The organism is Paenirhodobacter sp. (assembly GCF_041916475.1).
In the GTDB taxonomy this organism is placed as follows: domain Bacteria; phylum Pseudomonadota; class Alphaproteobacteria; order Rhodobacterales; family Rhodobacteraceae; genus Rhodobacter.
This window is the reverse complement of record NZ_JAYRZN010000019.1, coordinates 1-19,062: the sequence shown is the minus strand read 5'-3', so window position 1 is coordinate 19,062 and position 19,062 is coordinate 1. Positions and strand designations below refer to the sequence as shown.

The 19,062-nt window shown below is 68.6% G+C and carries 15 protein-coding genes, 1 tRNA gene and 2 pseudogenes; 8 read left to right on the top strand and 10 right to left on the bottom strand.

Annotated elements, in window-relative coordinates; translation table 11 throughout:
* The first annotated feature begins 83 nt into the window (after positions 1-83).
* Entirely contained in the window at positions 84-1,298 is a 1,215-nt protein-coding gene (locus ACOMG5_RS09645) for a multidrug effflux MFS transporter (protein WP_420343583.1), read from the top strand.
* On the opposite strand, the gene mfd is transcribed toward ACOMG5_RS09645, so the two are convergent.
* Positions 1,299-4,721 (bottom strand): transcription-repair coupling factor, encoded by a 3,423-nt coding sequence (gene mfd / locus ACOMG5_RS09640; protein WP_420343582.1) that lies wholly within the window; start codon positions 4,719-4,721, stop codon positions 1,299-1,301.
* A gap of 30 nt (positions 4,722-4,751) precedes the next feature.
* Entirely contained in the window at positions 4,752-5,258 is a 507-nt protein-coding gene (locus tag ACOMG5_RS09635; RefSeq protein ID WP_420343581.1) for a component of SufBCD complex, read from the bottom strand.
* Positions 5,259-5,376: 118 nt separating this feature from the next.
* Here ACOMG5_RS09635 and hemB point away from each other — a divergent pair, with 118 nt between their 5' ends.
* Together hemB and ACOMG5_RS09625 are read left to right on the top strand one after the other, a co-directional pair.
* Positions 5,377-6,378 (top strand): porphobilinogen synthase, encoded by a 1,002-nt coding sequence (gene hemB / locus ACOMG5_RS09630; protein WP_420343580.1) that lies wholly within the window; start codon positions 5,377-5,379, stop codon positions 6,376-6,378.
* Positions 6,379-6,503: 125 nt separating this feature from the next.
* A complete protein-coding gene (locus ACOMG5_RS09625; protein ID WP_420343579.1) occupies positions 6,504-7,061 on the top strand; it encodes a YSC84-related protein in 558 nt (185 codons plus the stop codon).
* An 86-nt stretch (positions 7,062-7,147) separates the two neighbouring features.
* On the opposite strand, the gene ACOMG5_RS09620 is transcribed toward ACOMG5_RS09625, so the two are convergent.
* The 3 genes from ACOMG5_RS09620 to ACOMG5_RS09610 all read right to left on the bottom strand — a co-directional run bounded on the left by ACOMG5_RS09620 (position 7,148) and on the right by ACOMG5_RS09610 (position 10,875).
* Positions 7,148-7,762: a lytic transglycosylase domain-containing protein gene (locus ACOMG5_RS09620; RefSeq protein WP_420343578.1), complete on the bottom strand. Its 615-nt coding sequence runs from the start codon at positions 7,760-7,762 to the stop codon at positions 7,148-7,150.
* Between the two features lie 117 nt (positions 7,763-7,879).
* Positions 7,880-9,196, bottom strand: a complete 1,317-nt coding sequence (locus tag ACOMG5_RS09615; protein WP_420343577.1) for a sigma-54-dependent transcriptional regulator — start codon at positions 9,194-9,196, stop codon at positions 7,880-7,882.
* Positions 9,193-10,875, bottom strand: coding sequence for an ATP-binding protein (locus tag ACOMG5_RS09610; RefSeq protein ID WP_420343576.1), 1,683 nt, complete (start codon positions 10,873-10,875; stop codon positions 9,193-9,195). Before ACOMG5_RS09610 ends, ACOMG5_RS09615 begins: the two co-directional genes overlap by 4 nt.
* A gap of 197 nt (positions 10,876-11,072) precedes the next feature.
* Between ACOMG5_RS09610 and ACOMG5_RS09605 the strand changes: the two genes are divergently transcribed.
* On the top strand, positions 11,073-12,413 hold the full coding sequence (locus ACOMG5_RS09605; protein ID WP_420343621.1) for a dicarboxylate/amino acid:cation symporter: 1,341 nt from the start codon (positions 11,073-11,075) through the stop codon (positions 12,411-12,413).
* Positions 12,414-12,535: 122 nt separating this feature from the next.
* On the opposite strand, the gene ACOMG5_RS09600 is transcribed toward ACOMG5_RS09605, so the two are convergent.
* Positions 12,536-13,711: a M20 aminoacylase family protein gene (locus tag ACOMG5_RS09600; protein WP_420343575.1), complete on the bottom strand. Its 1,176-nt coding sequence runs from the start codon at positions 13,709-13,711 to the stop codon at positions 12,536-12,538.
* Positions 13,712-13,715: 4 nt separating this feature from the next.
* On the bottom strand, positions 13,716-14,297 hold the full coding sequence (locus ACOMG5_RS09595; protein WP_420343574.1) for a biliverdin-producing heme oxygenase: 582 nt from the start codon (positions 14,295-14,297) through the stop codon (positions 13,716-13,718).
* Positions 14,298-14,608: 311 nt separating this feature from the next.
* Between ACOMG5_RS09595 and ACOMG5_RS09590 the strand changes: the two genes are divergently transcribed.
* Entirely contained in the window at positions 14,609-16,462 is a 1,854-nt protein-coding gene (locus ACOMG5_RS09590) for an enoyl-CoA hydratase-related protein (protein ID WP_420343573.1), read from the top strand.
* Here the strand turns inward: ACOMG5_RS09590 and ACOMG5_RS09585 are convergent.
* The gene (locus tag ACOMG5_RS09585) at positions 16,459-16,674 is read right to left on the bottom strand and encodes a hypothetical protein (protein WP_420343572.1); all 216 of its coding nucleotides are present in this window, start codon (positions 16,672-16,674) and stop codon (positions 16,459-16,461) included. The genes ACOMG5_RS09590 and ACOMG5_RS09585 overlap by 4 nt on opposite strands.
* Before the next feature lie 123 nt (positions 16,675-16,797).
* On the opposite strand from ACOMG5_RS09585, the gene ACOMG5_RS09580 reads away from it, so the two are divergent.
* Positions 16,798-17,049, top strand: coding sequence for a DUF2312 domain-containing protein (locus ACOMG5_RS09580; RefSeq protein WP_420343571.1), 252 nt, complete (start codon positions 16,798-16,800; stop codon positions 17,047-17,049).
* 3 nt (positions 17,050-17,052) lie between these two features.
* On the opposite strand, the gene ACOMG5_RS09575 is transcribed toward ACOMG5_RS09580, so the two are convergent.
* Complete coding sequence (locus ACOMG5_RS09575) at positions 17,053-17,934, bottom strand: hypothetical protein (RefSeq protein WP_420343570.1); 882 nt, start codon at positions 17,932-17,934, stop codon at positions 17,053-17,055.
* 109 nt (positions 17,935-18,043) lie between these two features.
* Here ACOMG5_RS09575 and ACOMG5_RS09570 point away from each other — a divergent pair.
* Positions 18,044-18,119 (top strand) — tRNA-Thr (locus ACOMG5_RS09570).
* Positions 18,120-18,549: 430 nt separating this feature from the next.
* On the opposite strand, the pseudogene ACOMG5_RS09565 reads toward ACOMG5_RS09570, so the two are convergent.
* A pseudogene (locus tag ACOMG5_RS09565) lies at positions 18,550-18,645 on the bottom strand (integrase core domain-containing protein); the annotation flags it as partial.
* Between the two features lie 72 nt (positions 18,646-18,717).
* Here ACOMG5_RS09565 and ACOMG5_RS09560 point away from each other — a divergent pair.
* Positions 18,718-19,062, top strand: a pseudogene (locus ACOMG5_RS09560) (transposase); the annotation flags it as partial.

Here is a 19,062-nt window from a genome sequence, read left to right as displayed (position 1 = left end):
CGCCAGCGCACAGATCGGCGGGCTTTTCAGGGCGGAGCGAACGGGGCTAAGGTCGCGCGCGATTCCCTCTGAAGGCTGATCCCGTGACCCCTGCTCCGCAACCGGCGGCCAAGAGCCTGCCGCTGCCCGAATTCGTGGCCCTGCTGGCGATGCTGATGGCGCTTGTCGCCTTCTCGATCGACGCGATGCTGCCCTCCCTGCCCGATATCGCGCAGGCGCTCTCGCCCGGGAATGTGAACCGCGCGCAGCTGGTCCTGACCGCCTTCATGATGGGCATGGGGCTCGGGACGTTCTTCGTCGGGCCGATTTCCGATGCGGCCGGGCGCAAGGCGACGCTCGCAGGCGGGCTCGCGGTCTATATCCTGGGAGCCGCGGCGGCGCTCTGGGCAAACAGCCTGGAGGTCCTGCTCCTTGCCCGCTTCGTGCAGGGGCTCGGTGCATCCTGCGGCCGGATCGTGCCTATGGCGCTGATCCGCGATCTGCATTCCGGCCCGCAGATGGCGCGGATCACCTCGATCATCATGATGTTCTTCATGCTGATCCCCGCGATCGCGCCGACGGTCGGCGGGCTGATCGCGCTGCAATTCGGCTGGCGCGGGGTGTTTGCCGTGTTCATCCTCTTTGGCCTCGTGGCCTTCGCCTGGATGATGATCCGCCAGCCCGAAACGCTCCCGCGCGAGCGCCGCCGCGCCTTGCGCCCGGCCGAGCTGATCTCGGGCGCGGTCGAGGTCATGGGTAACCGCGAGGTGCGGATCTATACGCTGGTGATAACGCTGGGCTTCGGGCAGATGTTCGCAATCCTGTCCTCGGCGCAGCAGCTTTACGCGGCCTATGGCGTGACCGACACCTTCCCCTACTGGTTCGGCGCGGGCGCGGTTCTGGCCGCGACCGCCTCGTTCTTCAATGCCCGCTTCGTGATCCGGCTGGGGATGCTGCGGCTCGCCCGGGGCGGCTACCTGATGCAGATCGGGGCCTCGGCGGTGATGCTGGCGCTGGTGCTCAGCGGCCTTGCGCTCGGGCCGCAGGCGATGCCGGTGCTGTTCATCTGGGTGGTGTCAGTGTTCTTCATCGCGGGGATCACCTTCGGCAATATCAATGCGCTGGCGATGCAGAAGATGGGCCATCTGGCGGGGATGACCGCCTCGGTGCTGAGCGCGTTTTCCACCATTGGCGCCGTGCTGATCGCGGCGCCGGTGGGGCAGATGTTCTCGGGCTCGCCGCTGCCCCTCGTGCTCACCACGCTGGTCTGCTCGGGCCTCGCCTGGCTGCTGCTGGGCCGGGTCCGGCCCGCCAGCTGATCAGGCCTTGGCCGCGATCACCTTCGCGGCCAGGTCCTTGGCGATCTCGAACGAACCCTTGATCCGCTCGCCGTCCGAGCCCCAGTCGCGCGCGACGAAGACCTTGTTGCCGGTGATCTTCGCGGTGCCGCGGTTGCCCTGGATGAATTCCACCAGCCCGCCCGGGTTCGGGAATTTGTCCTGATGGAACTGGATATTGGCACCCTTCGGCCCGGCATCCAGCTTCGCGATATGGGCGCGCTTGCACATCGCCTTGATCCGCACCACCAGCAAGAGCGTGTTCACCTCGCGCGGCAGCGTGCCGAAGCGGTCGATCAGCTCCGCCGCGAAGCCCTCCAGCTCCACCTTCGTCGTCAGCCCCGAGAGCCGCCGATAGAGGCCCAGCCGCACATCGAGATCGGGGATGTAGCTTTCCGGGATCATCACCGGCACGCCGAGGTTGATCTGCGGCGACCATTCGCCATCCTCCTCGAGATCCGTCAGCGCGCCGGATTTCAGCTTCGCGATCGTCTCCTCCAGCATCGCCTGATAGAGCTCGTAGCCCACTTCCTTGATATGGCCCGATTGCTCCTCGCCGAGCAGGTTGCCCGCGCCGCGCAGATCGAGGTCCTGCGAGGCCAGGCTGAAGCCCGCCCCGAGGTTGTCGAGGCTGCCGAGCAGCCGGAGCCGCTTCACCGCCTGCGGCGTCAGCGGCATCCGCGGCTTCGTCGTCAGGTAGCAATAGGCCCGCGCCTTGGAGCGCCCGACCCGGCCGCGGATCTGATAGAGCTGGCTCAGCCCGAACATGTCGGCGCGGTGCACGATCATGGTATTGGCCGTGGGAATATCGAGCCCGCTCTCGACGATGGTCGTCGCCAGCAGCACGTCATATTTGCCGTCATAGAAAGCGTTCATCCGCTCGTCGAGCTCGCCCGCCGCCATCTGGCCATGGGCGACGATATAGCTCACCTCCGGCACCTCGGTCTTCAGGAAGTCTTCGATCCCGGCCAGATCGGTGATCCGCGGCACCACATAGAAGCTCTGCCCGCCGCGGTAGCGTTCGCGCAGCAGCGCCTCGCGCAGGGTCACGCCGTCAAATTCGCTCACATAGGTGCGGATCGCGAGCCGGTCCACCGGCGGCGTGCCGATGATCGAAAGGTCGCGCACCCCGGTGAGGCTCAGCTGCAGCGTCCGCGGGATCGGCGTCGCGGTGAGGGTCAGGACGTGGATCTCGGAGCGCAGCTCCTTCAGGCGCTCCTTGTGGTTCACGCCGAAATGTTGTTCTTCATCAATGACAAGCAGGCCGAGGTTGCGAAATTTCACGCCCTTGGCCAGCACCGCATGGGTGCCGATCACGATATCCACGGTGCCATCGGCCAGCCCTGCCCGCGTGGTGGCCGCATCCTTCGCCGACACGAACCGGCTCAGCGGCTTCACAGTCAGCGCCGTGCCGCGGAAGCGTTCGGCGAAAGTCTTGTAATGCTGGCGCGCGAGCAGCGTCGTCGGCGCGATTACCGCCACCTGCATCCCCGAAACGGCCGCCACGAAGGCCGCGCGCATCGCGACCTCGGTCTTGCCGAAGCCCACATCGCCCACCACCAGCCGGTCCATCGGCGTGCCGGAGGCGAGGTCGTTCACCACATCCTCGATCGCAGACATCTGGTCCTCGGTCTCGGTATAGGGGAAACGGGCGGCGAAGGCCTCCCATTCGTGATGCGGCGCCTCCAGGATCGGGGCCGCGCGCAGGTGCCGCTCGGCCGCGATCCGCATCAGCTTGTCGGCGATCTGGCGGATGCGCTCCTTCAGCCGCGCCTTCTTCGCCTGCCAGGCGCCGCCGCCGAGCTTGTCGAGGATGCCCTCCTCATGGCCGTAGCGGCTCAGAAGCTCGATATTCGTCACCGGCAGATAGAGCCGGTCGCCGCCCTGATATTCCAGCAGCACGCAATCGAGCGGCGCGCCAAGCGCATTGACCGTCTCCAGCCCCTTGTAGCGGCCAACGCCATGATCGACGTGCACGATCAGGTCGCCCGGGGTCAGGCTCTGCGCCTCGGTCAGGAAATTCTCGGCCTTGCGCTTCTTCTTCGGCCGGGTGACGAGCCGGTCGCCCAGCACGTCCTGCTCCGATATCACCGTCAGGCCATCGGCCTCGAAGCCATGATCCAGCGCCCAGATCGCGAGGCCGAGCCCGCCGATCTCGCGCGCGTCGCGGATGGGCTGCGCCCCGGTCAGGCCCTCATCCTCCAAAAGCCCCTTCAGCCGCTCGCGCGCGCCCTCGGACCAGCTCGCGACCACCACCGGGCCAAGCTTCAGTCTTGCCTGAATATGATCCTTCAAGGCGCCGAAAAGGCTTACATTTTCCAGCTGCCTTTCGGGCGCGAAATTGCGCCCGATCCGGGCTTCGGCATTCAGGATCCCCGGCCCCGGCGGCGCGGGCAGCACCTGCAGCCGCAGCACCCGATGCGCCATGAGCGCCGCCTTCCAGCCCGCCTCATCGAGATAGAGCAGGTCCGGCGCGGCGGGCTTGTAGACCGTATCCACCCGGTCCTTGCGGGTCAGGGCCTCGCGCCGGGTGTCATATTGATCGACGATCCCCTCCCAGCGGGAGATCCGCTGCGGCTCGATCTGATCGTCGATCATCACGCTGGCTTGCGGCAGATAGTCGAAAATCGTCTCCAGCCGTTCGTGGAAGAAGCCCATCCAGTGCTCCATCCCCGCGTGTTTGCGCCCGGCCGAGACCGCCTCATACAGCGGGTCCTCGGCGCCGCCCGCACCGAATTCCACCCGGTAATTCTGCCGGAACCGGCTGATCGCCGCCTCGTCGAGGATCACCTCGCTCACCGGGGCGAATTCCACCGCCGTCAGCTTTTCAGTAGTGCGCTGGCTCACCGGATCGAACCGGCGCGCCCCGTCCAGCACATCGCCGAACAGATCGAGCCGCACCGGCCCGGATTCGCCCGGCGGATAAATGTCTATGATGCCGCCGCGGACCGCATAATCGCCCGGCTCCGCCACGGTGGACACGGGCGAAAACCCCATCCTTACAAGGAATTCGCGCAGCTTCTTCTCGTTGATCTGGCCGCCCACGCGCGCGGTGAAGCTTGAGGCCGCCACCAGATCGCGCACCGGCACCCGCTGCATCGCCGCGTTCAGCGTGGTGAGCAGCACGAACGGGCCGGGCACGCCCGCCGCGAGCGCCGCCAGCGTCGCCATCCGCGCGGCGGAGATTTCGGGATTGGGCGAGACCCGGTCATAGGGCAGGCAATCCCAGGCCGGAAAGCTGAGCACAACGGCCTCGGGCGCGAAGAAGCCGAGCGCCGCGCGCATCGCCTCCAGCCGCCGGTCGTCGCGGGCGATATGGATCACCGGCTGACCGCGGGCCAGCTCCTTCGCCAGAAGTTTCGCGTCATAGCCCTCGGGGGCGCCGGAGAGAAGAAAATGGTCCATCCGCCCGAGGTATCCGCCCCGCCGCCGCTGTCAAGAGCCGAGGTAATGCGCGCGCAGCACCCGCAGCATTCCATAGAGCGCCGTGGCCCCGATCATCGCAAAGCCGAAGAACTGCACCAGCGTGTGATGGGCCAGCAGCATCCGCACCACCGGCTCGGTCTCGCCCGGCAATATCGCCGCCACCCGGCGCGCGGCGCGCAGGTTCATCAGCCGCACCGCCGCCAGCGGCACCAGCAGGAGCGCGATCGCTTGCGCGAGCTGAAGCCCATGGCCGAAGCCCAGCACCACCAGCACGGTGAGCCCGCAAGAGGCCAGCAGCACCTGCCCGAGCCCCGGCCGCAGCCGCACCGCCACCTCCTCCAGCAGCACCCGCATCTGCTGCGCCGCAAGCGCCTCGTGGCGGGCCCGCACCACCAGCTCCAGCGGCACGCCCAGCACCCGGCGCGAAACCAGGCTCCAGATCCCCGCCACCGCGATCCAGTACCAGATATTGCTGAAAGACCGCGTGTCGATAAGCGCGAAGATCGTCGTGAACATGCCCGTCCGTCCGTTTGGCCGGCACAGTAGCGCATCGCGGACATGCGCGAAAGTCGGCCGCGGAGGGTTGAGAAGCGCGCCGATCCGTGGCACCGAAAGACAGCCACAGGAGGTTCCCATGCAGCCGATCATCCCGCCGTTCCCCGTCACGCGCCTGCGCCGGATGCGCAGCTCGGGCGCGCTGCGCGACCTGGCGCAGGAGCACCGGCTGAGCGTCAAGGACCTGATCTGGCCGATTTTCATCACCGATGTGCCGGGCGCGGATGTGGAGGTGCCCTCCATGCCGGGCGTGAGCCGGGTGACGCTGGAGGGCGCGGTGCGGGCCGCCGAAATGGCCGCAGGCCTCGGCATCCCGGCGATCTGCCTTTTCCCCTATACCGATCCGGCGGTGAAGACCGAGAGCTGCGAGATCGCCTGGAGCCCCGACAACATCACCAACCGGGTGATCCGCGCGATCAAGGCCGCGGTGCCCGAGATCGCGATCATGACCGATATCGCGCTCGACCCCTACAACATCAACGGCCATGACGGGCTGGTGGTGAACGGCGAGATTGTCAATGACGAGACGGTGGAGGCGCTGGTGAAGATGGGCCTCGCGCAGGCCGAGGCGGGCGCCGATATTCTCGGCCCCTCCGACATGATGGATGGCCGCATCGGCGCGCTGCGCAGCGTACTGGAGGCGAACGAGCACAGGAATGTCACGATCCTGTCCTATGCGGCGAAATATGCCTCCGTGTTCTATGGCCCGTTCCGCGATGCGGTCGGCGCGTCGGGGGCGCTGAAGGGCGACAAGAAGACCTATCAGATGAACCCCGGCAACAGCGACGAGGCGCTGCGGCTGGTGGCGCGCGACCTCTCGGAGGGCGCGGACATGGTGATGGTGAAGCCGGGGATGCCCTATCTCGATGTCTGCCGCCGGGTGAAGGAGGCCTTTGGCGTGCCGACCTATGCCTATCAGGTCTCGGGCGAATATGCGATGCTGGCGGGCGCCATCGGCAACGGCTGGCTGAAGCGCGAAGGCACGATTCTCGAGAGCCTGCTGGCCTTCCGCCGGGCGGGCTGCGATGGCGTGCTGACCTATTTCGCGCCCGAGGCCGCGCGCCTGCTGGCGGAAGCTTGATCGGCGGCAAGCCGCCGGCGGCGCTTGAAAAAGTGACATATCCGCCGATCTATCCTATACAGATGGCCCAAATGGGCGCCGAGAAGCCCCGAAAAGAGTGGCCCCGAACAGAACGGAGCGAGCAGATGACAGAGTTTTCCCGACGCAACCTTCTCGCCTTTGGCGCCGCGGGCCTGGGTCTTGCCGCCTGCGGCAATGGCATCGGATCCGAAGAAGGCGCCCGGATCGACGCGCGCGTGGATGCCACGCGCGACTATCTGGTCAGCAAATATCCCGGCACGCAGGACCTGATCAACAAGTCCTCGGGCGTGCTCTATATGCCGCTGATGACCGAGGCGAGCTTCGGCGTGGGCGGCTCCTACGGGCGCGGCGCGCTGCGGATCAATGGCGTCACCGTGGATTTCTATTCGGCCGCCTCCGCCTCGATCGGCTTCCAGATCGGCGCCCAGCAATATGCCCATGCGCTGTTCTTCATGACCCCGGATGCGCTGTCGGAATTCCGCCGTTCGGATGGCTGGGAGCTCGGCGCGGATGCGCGCTATGCGCTTCCGGACCGGGGCGGCGCGCTTGGCACCGATACCACCACCTCGCTCGCCCCGGTCATCGCGCTGGTGTTCGGGCAGGCCGGGCTGATTGCGGGCGCCTCGCTCGCGGGCACGAAATACACGCGTATCATCCCGTGAAATCAATGCGCTAGGCGCGGAAATTCATGAAAAACATAAACCCCGGGCCGCAACCCGGGGTTTTCATTTGAATGCCCGCAAAGGCCTCAGCCGCCGAATACGACCTGAACGTAGTTCATCGTCTCGGCATAGGGCGGAACGCCATTGTGCTGATCCACCGCGCCCGGCCCGGCGTTATAGGCCGCCAGCGCGAGGCGCCAGTTGCCATAGCGCTCGTACATCATCCGCAGATAGCGCGCGCCGCCTTCGAGGTTCTGCAGCGGGTCGCCCGGATCCACGCCCAGCAGCGCCGCCGTCTCCGGCATCAGCTGCGCGAGGCCAAGCGCGCCCTTCGGCGAGACCGCACCGGGGTTCCAGCCGCTTTCCTGCTGCACGAGGCGCAGGAACAGATCCTCCGGCACGCCATGCTTCGTCGCGGCCGCGCGGGCCGAGCCGAGATATTTGCCCTTGTAGCTGCCGCTGTAGCGCGGCAACGCGGCCGAAGCCACGGCCAGCTCGGTCTTGGGCTTGAGCCGGTCCGAGGCGCTGTATTGCGTCGCGAGCCGCGTATCCATCAACCGTGTCTGATTGCGGAACAGGCTTGCCCGCGATTTCGTTGATCCCCCGGACAGCGACAGCCCTTCGGCCTTCGACACATCGCTCCAGGCGGGTGCCAGCGCAAGCGCCAGCCCCAGGGTTATCGCCCCGGTGTATCTCCGCATCTGTCCCTTCCACCCTTCATTCGGGCCACCCTTCGTTCGCGGCGGACTATAGCGACGAAACCCGCACAGGCAAAGCGCGTTGATGCCGCAGCGGCACGGGCATCGGCAAGGCATGGCTCAGCCCGCGCGGAAGTCCCGCGGCACGATCCCGTGGCGGGAAAGCTTGTCGTAGAAGGTCTTGCGCGGCAGCTTCAGCCGCTCCATCGCGAGCGTGGCATTGCCCTGGGCCTGGCGCAGCGCATCGCGGATCAGCGCGGCCTCGTAATCCGCCACCAGCTCCGACAGCGGCCGCAGGTCATCGGGCGCCGCGCCCTCCAGCGCGATCTCCATCACATGGCGCTCGGCGAACTGCGCCAGCTCGCGCAGGTTCCCGGGCCAGTCGTGACTCTCCAGATGCGCCTTCAGCGCGGGGGTGAGCGGCGGCACCGGCCGGCCGATCCGCGCGGCCGCCCCCTGCGCGAAATGCCGAAACAGTGGCCCCACATCCTCGCGCCGTTCCGCCAGCGGCGGCACATGCAGCACCACGCCCCCGAGCCGGTAGCGCAGATCGGCGCGAAAGCGGCCCTGGGCCACCAGCGCAGGCAAATCGGCCCGGGTGGAGGCCACCACCCACAGATCCACCGGCCGCGCGGCCTCGGCCCCCACCGGCCAGAGCTCGCGCGTCTCGATCACGTTCAGCAGCCGCGCCTGCAGATCGAGCGGCAGCGCGTCGATCTCGTCGAGAAACAGCAGCCCGCGGTGCGCGCGCTCGATCCGGCCGATGCTGCGCGGCCCGCGCCCCCCGGCCACGCCCAGAAGCTCTGCATCGAAGCGTTCGGGCGCGATCGCGGCGCAGTTCACATGCACGAAGGGCCGCGCCCGGCGGGGGCCGAGCCGGTGCAGATAGCGCGCGAGCCGCTCCTTGCCTGCTCCCGATCCGCCGGTGATCAGCGTATCGAGACTGGCTTCGGCCACCCGCTCGGCCGCCTCGCGCAGGCGCAGGATCGCCGCGCTGTGCCCCGGCAGATCCTGCTCCGCCGAAGGTGCCGCCTCGCGCAGGGCGCGGTTCTCCAGCACCAGCCGCCGGGTGGCGAGCGCGCGCCGCAGCGTGGCCTCCAGCAGATCGCCACCCACGGGCTTCGTCAGGAAATCATAGGCGCCGCCCTTCAGCGCCTGCACCGCCATCTCCACATCGCCATGCCCGGTCAGCAGGATCACCGGCAGCTCCGGATCCAGCGCTCGCACCGCCCGGGCGAAATCCAGCCCGTCCATCCCCGGCATCCGCACATCGGAGAGGATCACCCCCGGCCAGTCCGGCCCGAGCCCCGCCAGCGCGGGCTCGGCTGCGGCAAAGGGCTCCACCGCAAAGCCGCGCAGGCGCAGCCCCTGTACCTGCGCCGCCATCAGCGCCGCATCGTCCTCCACCAGCCGAACCAGCCCCGCCTCTTCGCTCATGCCACCAACAGCTCCAGATGAAAGCGCGCGCCCTGCCCCGGTACCGGCGGATCGGCCCAGAGGCGGCCGCCGAAATCGCGCATGATCCCTTGCGAGATCACCAGCCCGAGGCCGGTGCCCTCGGTCTTGGTGGTCAGGAACGGCGTGAACAGGTTGCGCGCCACCTCTTCGGAGAGGCCGGGCCCGTTGTCGGCGATGGTGAGGGTGACGATGCGGGCGCCGTCCGCGCGCAGGCCCTGGCTGTGGGCCGCACGGATTTCCGGCTGCTCGGTACCGATCAGCGCCTCATGCGCATTCTGGATCAGGTTCACCATCACCTGCTCCAGCCGCACCTTCTCGCCGATCACCCTGAGCCCCGGGTCGATAGGCGGCGCGATCACCGGCGCGCGGTCGATCTCCCTTCGGCTGGCCGAGAGCAGCAGCGAGGCCTCCCAGGCCTCCGCCAGCGAGACCGGCTCGCGCGCGCCACGCGCCTTGCGGGCAAAGCCGCGCAGCTCCGATGTGATCCGCGCGATGCGGTCCGTCATCTGCACGATGAGCGCGAGATTGCCGCCCACCTCGGGCTGCGCGCGCAGCATCGCCTGGCCGTTCTCCGCCAGAAGCCGGATCGTCGCCAGCGGCTGGTTCACCTCATGGGCCACGCCCGCGGTGATCTGCCCCATCGCGGCAAGCTTGTTGGCCTGCACGAGGCGCGCCTGCATCGCGGCCAGCGTGCGCTCGGCCTCCTTGCGTTCGCGGATCTCGTCCGACAGCGCCCGCGTGCGGGTCTCGACCTCATGCTCCAGGTCGCTGCGATAGCGCGCCTCCGCCGCCGCACGCGCGATCTGCCGCCGCCGCCGCGCGCGCAGTACCAGCGCCACGATCCCGAGCGGCAGCATCAGCAGCGCCGCAATCAGCGCCTGCCCGGCCGCGGCGCTGCGCACGGGCGCGAGCGGTGCCGCCACCCGCAGCCGCCAGTCCAGCGCGGCCACCGGGCGCTCCACCACCAGCCGGTCCGGGCCGAAATCGGGTGCGGCGCCGAACCGGCCCGCCGGGGCCGAGGTCAGCGTGACCATGCCCGCCGGATCGACCGCGACCGTCTCGGTGCCCGCGCCGCGCCAGCTCGCCTCGATCGCGTCGAATTCGACCTTCACCACGATCACGCCGCGCATCTGCCCGCCCTGCACGACCTGCTCGGAGAGATAGAGCCCCGGCCGGTGGCTCACGCTGCCAAGCGCATATTCAGAGCCGCGGCCATTCTGCGCGGCTTCGGTGAAATAGCGCCGGAAGCGGTAATTCACGCCCACGAAACTGTCGGGCAGCTGCCAGTTCGAGGCGGCGAGCGCGGTGCCCTCGGCATCGAGCGCATAGATGACGGAGCCGCCGGTCTCGCCGCGCAGGGTCTCGAACTTGCGCGAGATCCGCGTGGTATGGGCGGCATCCGGGGCCAGAAGCCCCTCGATCACGTCGCGGTCCTCTGCGAGGATCACGGCGACGGCGCGCTGCTTTGCAAGCTCGGAGGCGAGTGTGAGCGCGCGGGCCTCGGCCGTCGCGCCCACCTCTTCGGCCAGCTGCGCCGTGCCGCGCGCAAGGGCAAGGTGCCAGGTCTCCGCCACCACCGCCCCGGCGAGCAGCAGCGCCGCCACCACGCCCACCACAGCCCGCAGCCGCGGCGCGGCAAAGATCCTCCGACCAGGCATCCGCTCACCCATTTGTGCGCCATTCCGCACTTGCACCTAAAAAATGTGTGAAAAACGAAACACATTCAAGCGCCGATTTTGCCGCGAAACACTGCAAAACAACAGCTTATGCTTTGCGTAACAATCTTTCGACACGCCTGCCGCGATGCCTATCCTACGCCGCCATAGCATTCGTGGACAGGAGGAGAGCCATGCAGATGCACGATCTTCGGGTGACGCAGGAGGCGCATACCCGGCACCCGTTCTACCGCCATCTCTATTTTCAGGTGCTCGTGGCGATCATCATCGGCGCGCTGCTGGGGCATTTCAACCCCGGTCTCGGCGAGCAGATGAAGCCCTTGGGCGATGCCTTCATCAAGCTGGTGAAGATGATCATCGCGCCGGTGATCTTCCTGACCATCGTCACCGGGCTTTCGGGCATGGGCACGCTGCGCGGCGTGGGCTCGGTCGTCACCAAGGCCTTCGGCTATTTCCTGTTCTTCTCCACGCTCGCGCTCATCGTCGGGCTGATCGTGGCGAGTGTGGTGCAGCCGGGCGCAGGGATGAACATCGACCCGGCCACGCTCGATGCCAAGGCGGTCGCGACCTATGCCGAAAAGGCGCATGAGAGCACGCTCACCGGCTTCCTGATGGACATCATCCCCACCACGCTCACCTCGGCCTTCAACCAGGGCAACATCCTGCAGGTGCTGTTCGTGGCGATCCTGTTCGGGATTTCGGTGATCCTCGTGGGCGAGCGCGCGAAGCCCGTCGTCGATCTGTGCGAATCCGCGAGCAACATCCTGTTCAAGTTCGTGGCGATCCTGATGAAGGCCGCGCCCATCGGCGCCTTCGGGGCCTTCGCCTTCACCATCGGCAAATACGGCATCGGCTCGATCATCAATCTGGCGATGCTGGTGGGCACGTTCTACCTCACCGCGGCGATCTTCGTGGTGGTGATCCTGGGCGCCGTCTGCGCGCTGAACGGCTTCTCGATCTTCAAGCTGATCGCTTATCTGAAGGCGGAACTGCTGCTGGTGCTGGGCACGTCCTCGTCGGAATCGGCGCTGCCCGCGCTGATGGAGAAGATGGAGCACGCCGGCTGCGCCCGTCCGGTGGTGGGCCTGGTCGTGCCGACCGGCTATTCGTTCAACCTCGACGGCACCAACATCTACATGACGCTGGCCGCGCTGTTCATCGCCCAGGCCACCAATACCGACCTCAGCCTCGGCGACCAGATCCTGCTCCTGCTGGTGGCGATGCTGTCCTCCAAGGGCGCGGCCGGCGTGACCGGGGCGGGCTTCATCACGCTGGCGGCGACGCTCTCGGTGGTGCCCTCGGTGCCGGTCGCGGGCATGGCGCTGATCCTCGGGGTGGACCGGTTCATGTCGGAATGCCGCTCGCTGACGAATTTCATCGGCAATGCGGTCGCGACGGTGGTGGTCAGCCGCTGGGAAGGCAAGCTCGATACCGAGCGGCTGCACAAGGTGCTGGGCGGGCACGAGCTGCACCTGCCGCACCACAAGGACAAGGCAGCGCCGGCCGCACCGGCAGAATAAGCCCCTCCCCAAGACCTGGATCGCGCCGGTTTCCGGCGCGATTTTTTCATGCGCAGTGCGGGCATTCGAGGCCGCGCCAGAGTATCTCTTCGGGTTACCTGCGCCCCCCGCGCAGGCGGCTGTCAGCCGCCCAGTTCCTGCGCCACCAGGCTCAGCCAGTACCCGACCCCATAGGGGATCGCCGCATCGTTGAAATCGAACATCGGCGTATGCACATGGTGAAAGCTGCCATCCTCCGCCCGGCCATTGCCCAAGAGGATGAACGCGCCGGGCCGCGCCTGCAGCATATAGGCGAAATCCTCGGCCGCCATCAGCGGCGGGAAGGCCGGATCCACGGCACCCACCCGCCCGGCGGCAGCGATGGCGATTTCGGTCTGCGCGGGGGCGTTGACCACGGCCGGATAGCCCGCCATCCAGGCCACTTCCGCCTGGCAGCCCTGCGCCGCGGCGAAGCTCTCGGCCAGCGCGCGCAGCCGCGCCTCGAGCACCGCGCGCACCTCGGGGGTATAGCAGCGCGCCGTGCCCCGCAGCGTGACTTCCGCCGGGATCACCGCGTCCGCGCGCGGATCGCCTGCCGCGATATGGCCGATGCTGATCACGCCCGCCTCGGTGACCGGCACATTGCGCCCGATGATCGTCTGCAGTCCGAGGATCAGATGCCCGAGCGCCACCGTCGGATCCGTGGCCCGGTGCGGCACCGCGCCATGGCCGCCGCTGCCGCGCAGCACCACCTGCCAGCCATCGGCGATGGCCAGCATCGGCCCCGGCCGGAGCGCGAACTGCCCGAGCGGCAGCCCGGGCTCGTTGTGCATCCCATAGACGGCATCGACGTGGAAACGCTCGAACAGACCCTCCTCCACCATCCGCCGCCCGCCGCCCAGGATCTCCTCCGCGGGCTGGAAAATGACCTGCACCGTACCCGCGAAATCGCGCCGCGCCGCCAGGATCCGCGCCGCGCCAAGGAGCATCGCCGTATGCCCGTCATGGCCGCAGGCATGCATCTTGCCCGGCACTTCGGAGGCCCAGGGCAGGCCCGTCGCCTCCGAGATGGGCAGCGCGTCCATATCGGCGCGCAGGCCGATCGCGCGGTTGCCCGGGCGCGCGCCGCGGATCGTGCCCACGACCCCGGTCCCGGCGAGGCCGCGGGTGACCTCGATGCCCCAGCTCTCCAGCCGCTCGGCCACGAGTGCCGCGGTGCGGTGCTCCTCGAAGCCGGTTTCGGGATGGCGGTGAATGTCGCGCCGGATTGCGATCAGCTCCGGCAGGAGGGCTGCGATGGCGTTCTGGTTCTCTGGCATCGGCTCAGCCCATGTAGCGCTGCGCGAGGACGTAAGCGCGGGCGAAGGCGGCCTCGGCCCCCGCGATCACGGCGTCGGGCGCGATGCCCTGCGCGGGCGCGGCATCGAGTGCTGCGCGAAAGCCGCGCCACTGCGCCGCGCGCCCCTCCGGCGCCTCCGCGAGGTGGCGCGCGCCATGGGTCTCGCTCATCCCCATCTTCTGCGCGGCCTTCAGCAGGAAGGCCGCGCCCAGATTGGAGCCCTCGACGACATAGAGCCAGCCGAGCGCCTCCGCCCGGGGCAGCTCCGCCGCGGGGGGCGGCGCGGTGAGCCTCAGCCCGAGATCCGCGCCATCGTGCTGCACCGCCGCCAGCCGGCAGCGCGCCGCAAGCCCGGGCACCAGCGCTGCCAGATCGGCCCGCTGGTACAATGGCGCCACTTCGGCATGGAGCGCATGCTGCATTTCCAGCAGCCGCGCATAGCCCGCAGGGCCGGAGAACGGATCGGCCGCCATGATCGCCTGATCCAGCCGCTGATGCGCGGCATGGGTCGCCCTGCGCAGCGCATCGGCGAGGCCCGTGTCTGAGAGGGGGGCGGGCTGCGTCATCTGGGGCTCCTGTCTGGCCGGGGCGGTCGGGCCCCTGATGTCTTCGGGAGGCTGGCTGCCCTGCCGGAAGGCTCCGGAGGCGCGCTGGCGGGCCTGCGGCCGCAGCACTTGCGCGGCGGCCAGCGCAAGGATGTATCACATCGCGGACGGAGGGCAATGCCGCCCCTGCCCGCGCGCCATGCGGAAAAGCGCGTCAACAATGCCGCACAAGCCCGCGAAAACGGCTGGAAATCATTGCGATAGGGCAAAGGTTCCGTAAACTTGCACCCGAACCGTCGGCACAAGACGGTCGGGCAGACGAGAGGCAGGATATGGGGCAAGGAGCGCAACTGGAGCGTCTGGGCGATTTTGCGCGTATCCGCGCGCCCACTGGCAGGGCCGATGCCGAAGCGCTTTGCGCGGCGCTGAGCGATGCCGCAGGGCAGCCCGGGCTGAAGGCGATCCTGATCGAGGCCTGGCCGGAGGAGGCTACGGCGCCCGCGCGGCTGCGCCAGTTTGCGGCGCAGATCGCCGAGGCGGCCGTGCCGGTGATCGCGCTGCTGGATGGGCCTGCCGGGGCATCGGTGCTGGCCCCCGCGCTGGCCGCCGATATGCGCGTGGCGCGGCCCGGGCTGCGGATCGTGCTGCCGGAGCTTGGTCTCGGTACGCTGCCGCCCGCGGGGCTCGCGGTGCGGATGGCGCGCCGGCTGGGCCCGATCGTCACCGCCGAAATCCTCTCGGGCGGCGGGCCGCTGACGGCGCAGGCCGCGGTGCAGCTGGGCCTGTGCGAGCTGGTTTCGGCGGCCGCGATCCCCGATCTGCCGCAATCGCTCGCGCCTGCGGCGGCGCAGGATGCCGCGCGCTACCTGGCCGAGATTTCCGCCCTGCGCGGGCAGATCCCCTCGGGGCCGATGGCCGCTGTGCGGGAGCGGCTGGCCGATGTGCTGGAGGCGGCGCTGCTGCTGCCGGTGGAGGAGGCGATCACCTATTCGGAGGTCGCGCGCGAGGATCTGGACGCGACCGAGCTCGCGGGCGCGCTGCATCATGTGGCGCGGGCGCGGGAGCGCGCAATGCGGCTCGCCGGCATCGCGGAGCCCGAGCAGCTGCCCGAGCAAGTGGCGCTCTGGAACCAGCCCGAAAAGCTCGCGCGCGCCCTTCTGCGCGGGGGCGTGCGGGTGACACTGGGCGAAAGCGATCCCGCGCGGCTGGAAACCGTGGTGCGGGATCTGGCGGCGGCGCAGGAGCGGGCGGTGGCCGCGGGCCGGATCACGCCGGAGGCCGCGGCCCAGCACTGGGCCGGGCTCACCCCGGCGCTCTCGCTGGCGGAAATTGCCGGAAGCGGCCTGCGGATCGTGGCCGCCCGGCCCGAGGAAGCGGAAGCCCTGCGGCAGCAGGATCCGGGCGCCCTGGCGCTGGAGGATGCGCCGGCCCGGCCCGGAGAAGCGCGCTTCAGCCGCCTGCCCGGGTTGGTGGAGGTCTCGGGCGAGCCTGCCGTGCTGGCGCTGCTTGCGCCGGCGCTGCGCGCGGGGCGCGATCTGGTGCTCCATGCGCAGGGGCTCGGGCACTGGCTGGAGGTGGCCTATATCGTGGCCGCGGAGCGCACGCTGATGGCCGGGGCCACGCCCGATGCCGTGGATGCCGCGCTTACCGCCTGGGGCTTCGCCGAGGGGCCCTTCGCCCGGCTGGACCGGCGCGGGCTGGAGGCGATCTTGCCGCGCATCGCGGGCACGCCCTGGCATGCGGGCGCCTATCTGAACCTGCTGCTGCTGGAGGGGCGGCTCGGGGCCGAGGTGGGCGCGGGCGTGCGGCAGTACGGGCCGAACGCCGCCCCCTGGCCCGGCGAGGCGGAGGAGCTGGCCGCGCTGCGCGCCGAGGCGGGCATCACAGCGCGGCCGATGCCCGCGGCCGAAATCACCGCCCGGGTGCTGGCGGAGCTGGCGCAGGCCGGGGCGCTGGCGCTGCAGGCGGGGCGGGCGCATCGGGCGGGGGATGTGGATCTGGTGGCGATCGCGGCCCTGGGGCTGGCGCGGCACCGTGGCGGGCCGATGTTCCAGGCCGACCGTATGGGCCTGCTGCCGCTGCGCAACCGGCTGCGCGCGCTCGCGGCCGAAGGCGCGCCCGCCCCCGCGTCGCTGCTCGACGTGCTGATCCGCAATGGCCGGCGTTTCGCCGAGCTGGATGCCTAGCGCAGGGTCACCCCGACCACGACCATCATCAGCCCGATCACCGACACGAAAAGCGCACCGAGGTTGAGCGCGACGGCGCGGCGCAGCTTCGCGCGCAGCCCGGCATCGTCCAGCCCTGCGCGGCGGGCGCGCGAGATGGTCAGCACGCTCGCGAGAATGCCCGCGACGCCCAGCAAGGACACCACCGCGCCCGCCCAGATCAGGTATTCCATCATCGCCTCCCGCGCCCGAACGCCCCCGCCTAGCCCGCATGGCCGCCGATGGCAAGCGGCGGGCTTGAAGCCGGGCGCGGCGCGCGATACTCAGGCCCGGCCATTTCCGGAGGGAGACCACCCATGCCCAACGACGCCGCCTATAACGTCGCCGCCGACGAGCTGCGCCAGTTCATCGAACAGTTCGAGCATCTGGAAGCCGAGAAGAAAGACATCGCCGAGCAGCAGAAGGACATCATGTCCGAAGCCAAGGCCCGCGGCTATGATACCAAGGTGCTCAAGAAGATCATCGCCATCCGCAAGCGCGACAAGAACGACGTCGCCGAAGAAGAGGCGATCCTGGATATCTACAAGGCCGCGCTCGGGATGAGCTGAGCCTCAGGGCGCGATGAAGCGCACGCCCGGGAGCGCCGCAACCCGGGTGGTATCGGCCGCATAGGATTCGGTGATGCGGCCGACCAGATCCTCGGTCCAGCCGGGCAGCGGCAGCTCCTGCTCCAGCGCATCGGCCCGGGCATGCTGCTCCAGAAAGGCCGAGACCACCTTGCGCCGCTGCGCCACCGAATGTGGCGGGCGGCTCGCGATATAATCGTGCAGCCGCGCGAGGCCGTCATCGGTGAGCAGCGCGGCGAGCAGGCCATCCTCCCCCGCGAGCGGATCCTCCTCAGACAGGCCTGCAATGGCGCGCAGCACCTCCGGCAGGACGAGCGGCAGATCTTCGTTGCACCAGACCGTCAGCGGCCGCCCGCGCGCGCCGCGCACCATGGCCTCCACCACCGGCGCCCAGCGGATCGCCTCGGGCCGCAGGCCCGCCATCACCTCCGCATAGCTGCGCCCGCGCAGCTGCGCCACCAGCGCCCCGATCAGCAGCGCCGGGTTGATCAGCGCGAAATAGAACTCCGTCTGCGCCTGCGGGAACAGGTTCACCAGCGGCCCGAGCCGGTCGCCCGCGAAGGGATAGGGCCCGCGCGGCGTCAGGATCCGCTCCGGCTGCGCGAGGAAATGCGCATGGCTGAAGATCAGCCGCTGCAGGCCATCCGCGGCCTCTCCGGCCACTGCATCGCACAGCGCAGTGGCGGTGGCGGCGCTGGCCGCCCTGCCCTGCAGCGCCGAGAGGGTATCGCGCATCGGCTGGCGGAAGACGGCGGGCTCGGGCAGGCAGACACCGCGGCGGGCGAGCAACGCGCCGTTCTGCCGCAAGATGCCGATGAGCCGGTCCGCGTCCGTCGAAAAGGCCCCGAGATTATAGGCGACCTGCATGGCTCCATCCCCGCTTGACGGGGCGGACCTTACCCTCCGCCCGGACCGGAGGCAAACCGATGCCGGGGTGCTTGCACGGGCGCGCCCGGCCCTGTATCGAGGGGCATGTGCCGGCGTAGCTCAGTTGGTAGAGCGGCGATCTTGTAAGTCGAGGGTCGGGGGTTCGAGTCCCTTCGCCGGCACCACACATCAGCATAAAGCCGTGTGATTTTCGACAGCTCCGAGGATTGTGTTTTTTCGGGCGCCGCCGCAGTCCAGCTTTACTCGCGCTTGAATATGCCCACGCGGAATCTGACACGACCTCTCGGTTCCCCGATGCAAGAGCGCCCCGCCTCAGGCTATGGCCGGGATTCGATGAGACCGCGTGTGCTCCGCCATTGTAGCGTGGCGCAAAATTCTGCAGGCCATGGCACGGATATTTGCAGCACCGCGTTTGCTGGCTGATCCTTGCGCGATCCCGTCCCCATGACACCGGCTATTGGTCTCCCCATCCGGCGGCCGAAGGGTGAGAAGTAGGTTGGCCTTAACGCGAATTTGCTGCTCGTAACTGACCGGCCCCACGTGAGTGGTTCGTTTTGAGAGTTCGTGGATGACCAGCCTGTGGTCCATCGCGGTGATGGCTTCCGGAGCCGGTGGTCTGTAGCGCAATGCGCTGTGTGGTCGTTTCGTGTTGTAATGCGTCGTCCACTGTTCGCTCAGGATCTGTGCCTCGCGGCTGTGCTCTGCCCCCTAGAAACTGGATCGTTTGAATCTGGAGTTTTCGGCTAGTTTTCCCTGGCTGGGATAGGAGCGGCATCGAGGTTCACGGAAGCGCAGAAGGCGTTCATCCTGAAGCAGGGCGAAGAAGGCACGCCGGTTGCGGAGATCTGCCGTAAGGCGGGGATTAGCCAGGCGACATACTTCAACTGGAAAAAGCGCTATGGCGGATTGCTTCCCGACGAGATGCGGCGGTTGCAGGCGCTTGAGGACGAAAATGCTCGGTTGAAGAAGATCGTGGCCGACCTGACGCTCGACCGCGAGATGCTGCAGGACGTCATCCGCCGAAAGCTCTAAGGCCTGCCCGGACGCGCAAGCTTGTCGACGGGATGTTGGTCGACTGGGGTGTCTCGATCCGGCGGGCCTGTCAGG

Bases quoted from the DNA above. Each gene is read 5' to 3' on its own strand.
- ACOMG5_RS09575 (WP_420343570.1), bottom strand. From the start codon at position 17,934: ATGCAGGTCGCCTATAATCTCGGGGCCTTTTCGACGGACGCGGACCGG.
- ACOMG5_RS09635 (WP_420343581.1), bottom strand. From the start codon at position 5,258: ATGTTCACGACGATCTTCGCGCTTATCGACACGCGGTCTTTCAGCAAT.
- ACOMG5_RS09605 (WP_420343621.1), top strand. From the start codon at position 11,073: ATGCACGATCTTCGGGTGACGCAGGAGGCGCATACCCGGCACCCGTTC.
- ACOMG5_RS09595 (WP_420343574.1), bottom strand. From the start codon at position 14,297: ATGACGCAGCCCGCCCCCCTCTCAGACACGGGCCTCGCCGATGCGCTG.
- ACOMG5_RS09610 (WP_420343576.1), bottom strand. From the start codon at position 10,875: ATGCCTGGTCGGAGGATCTTTGCCGCGCCGCGGCTGCGGGCTGTGGTG.
- ACOMG5_RS09620 (WP_420343578.1), bottom strand. From the start codon at position 7,762: ATGCGGAGATACACCGGGGCGATAACCCTGGGGCTGGCGCTTGCGCTG.
- ACOMG5_RS09585 (WP_420343572.1), bottom strand. From the start codon at position 16,674: ATGGAATACCTGATCTGGGCGGGCGCGGTGGTGTCCTTGCTGGGCGTC.
- ACOMG5_RS09600 (WP_420343575.1), bottom strand. From the start codon at position 13,711: ATGCCAGAGAACCAGAACGCCATCGCAGCCCTCCTGCCGGAGCTGATC.
- ACOMG5_RS09580 (WP_420343571.1), top strand. From the start codon at position 16,798: ATGCCCAACGACGCCGCCTATAACGTCGCCGCCGACGAGCTGCGCCAG.
- ACOMG5_RS09590 (WP_420343573.1), top strand. From the start codon at position 14,609: ATGGGGCAAGGAGCGCAACTGGAGCGTCTGGGCGATTTTGCGCGTATC.
- ACOMG5_RS09625 (WP_420343579.1), top strand. From the start codon at position 6,504: ATGACAGAGTTTTCCCGACGCAACCTTCTCGCCTTTGGCGCCGCGGGC.
- ACOMG5_RS09615 (WP_420343577.1), bottom strand. From the start codon at position 9,196: ATGAGCGAAGAGGCGGGGCTGGTTCGGCTGGTGGAGGACGATGCGGCG.
- mfd (WP_420343582.1), bottom strand. From the start codon at position 4,721: ATGGACCATTTTCTTCTCTCCGGCGCCCCCGAGGGCTATGACGCGAAA.
- hemB (WP_420343580.1), top strand. From the start codon at position 5,377: ATGCAGCCGATCATCCCGCCGTTCCCCGTCACGCGCCTGCGCCGGATG.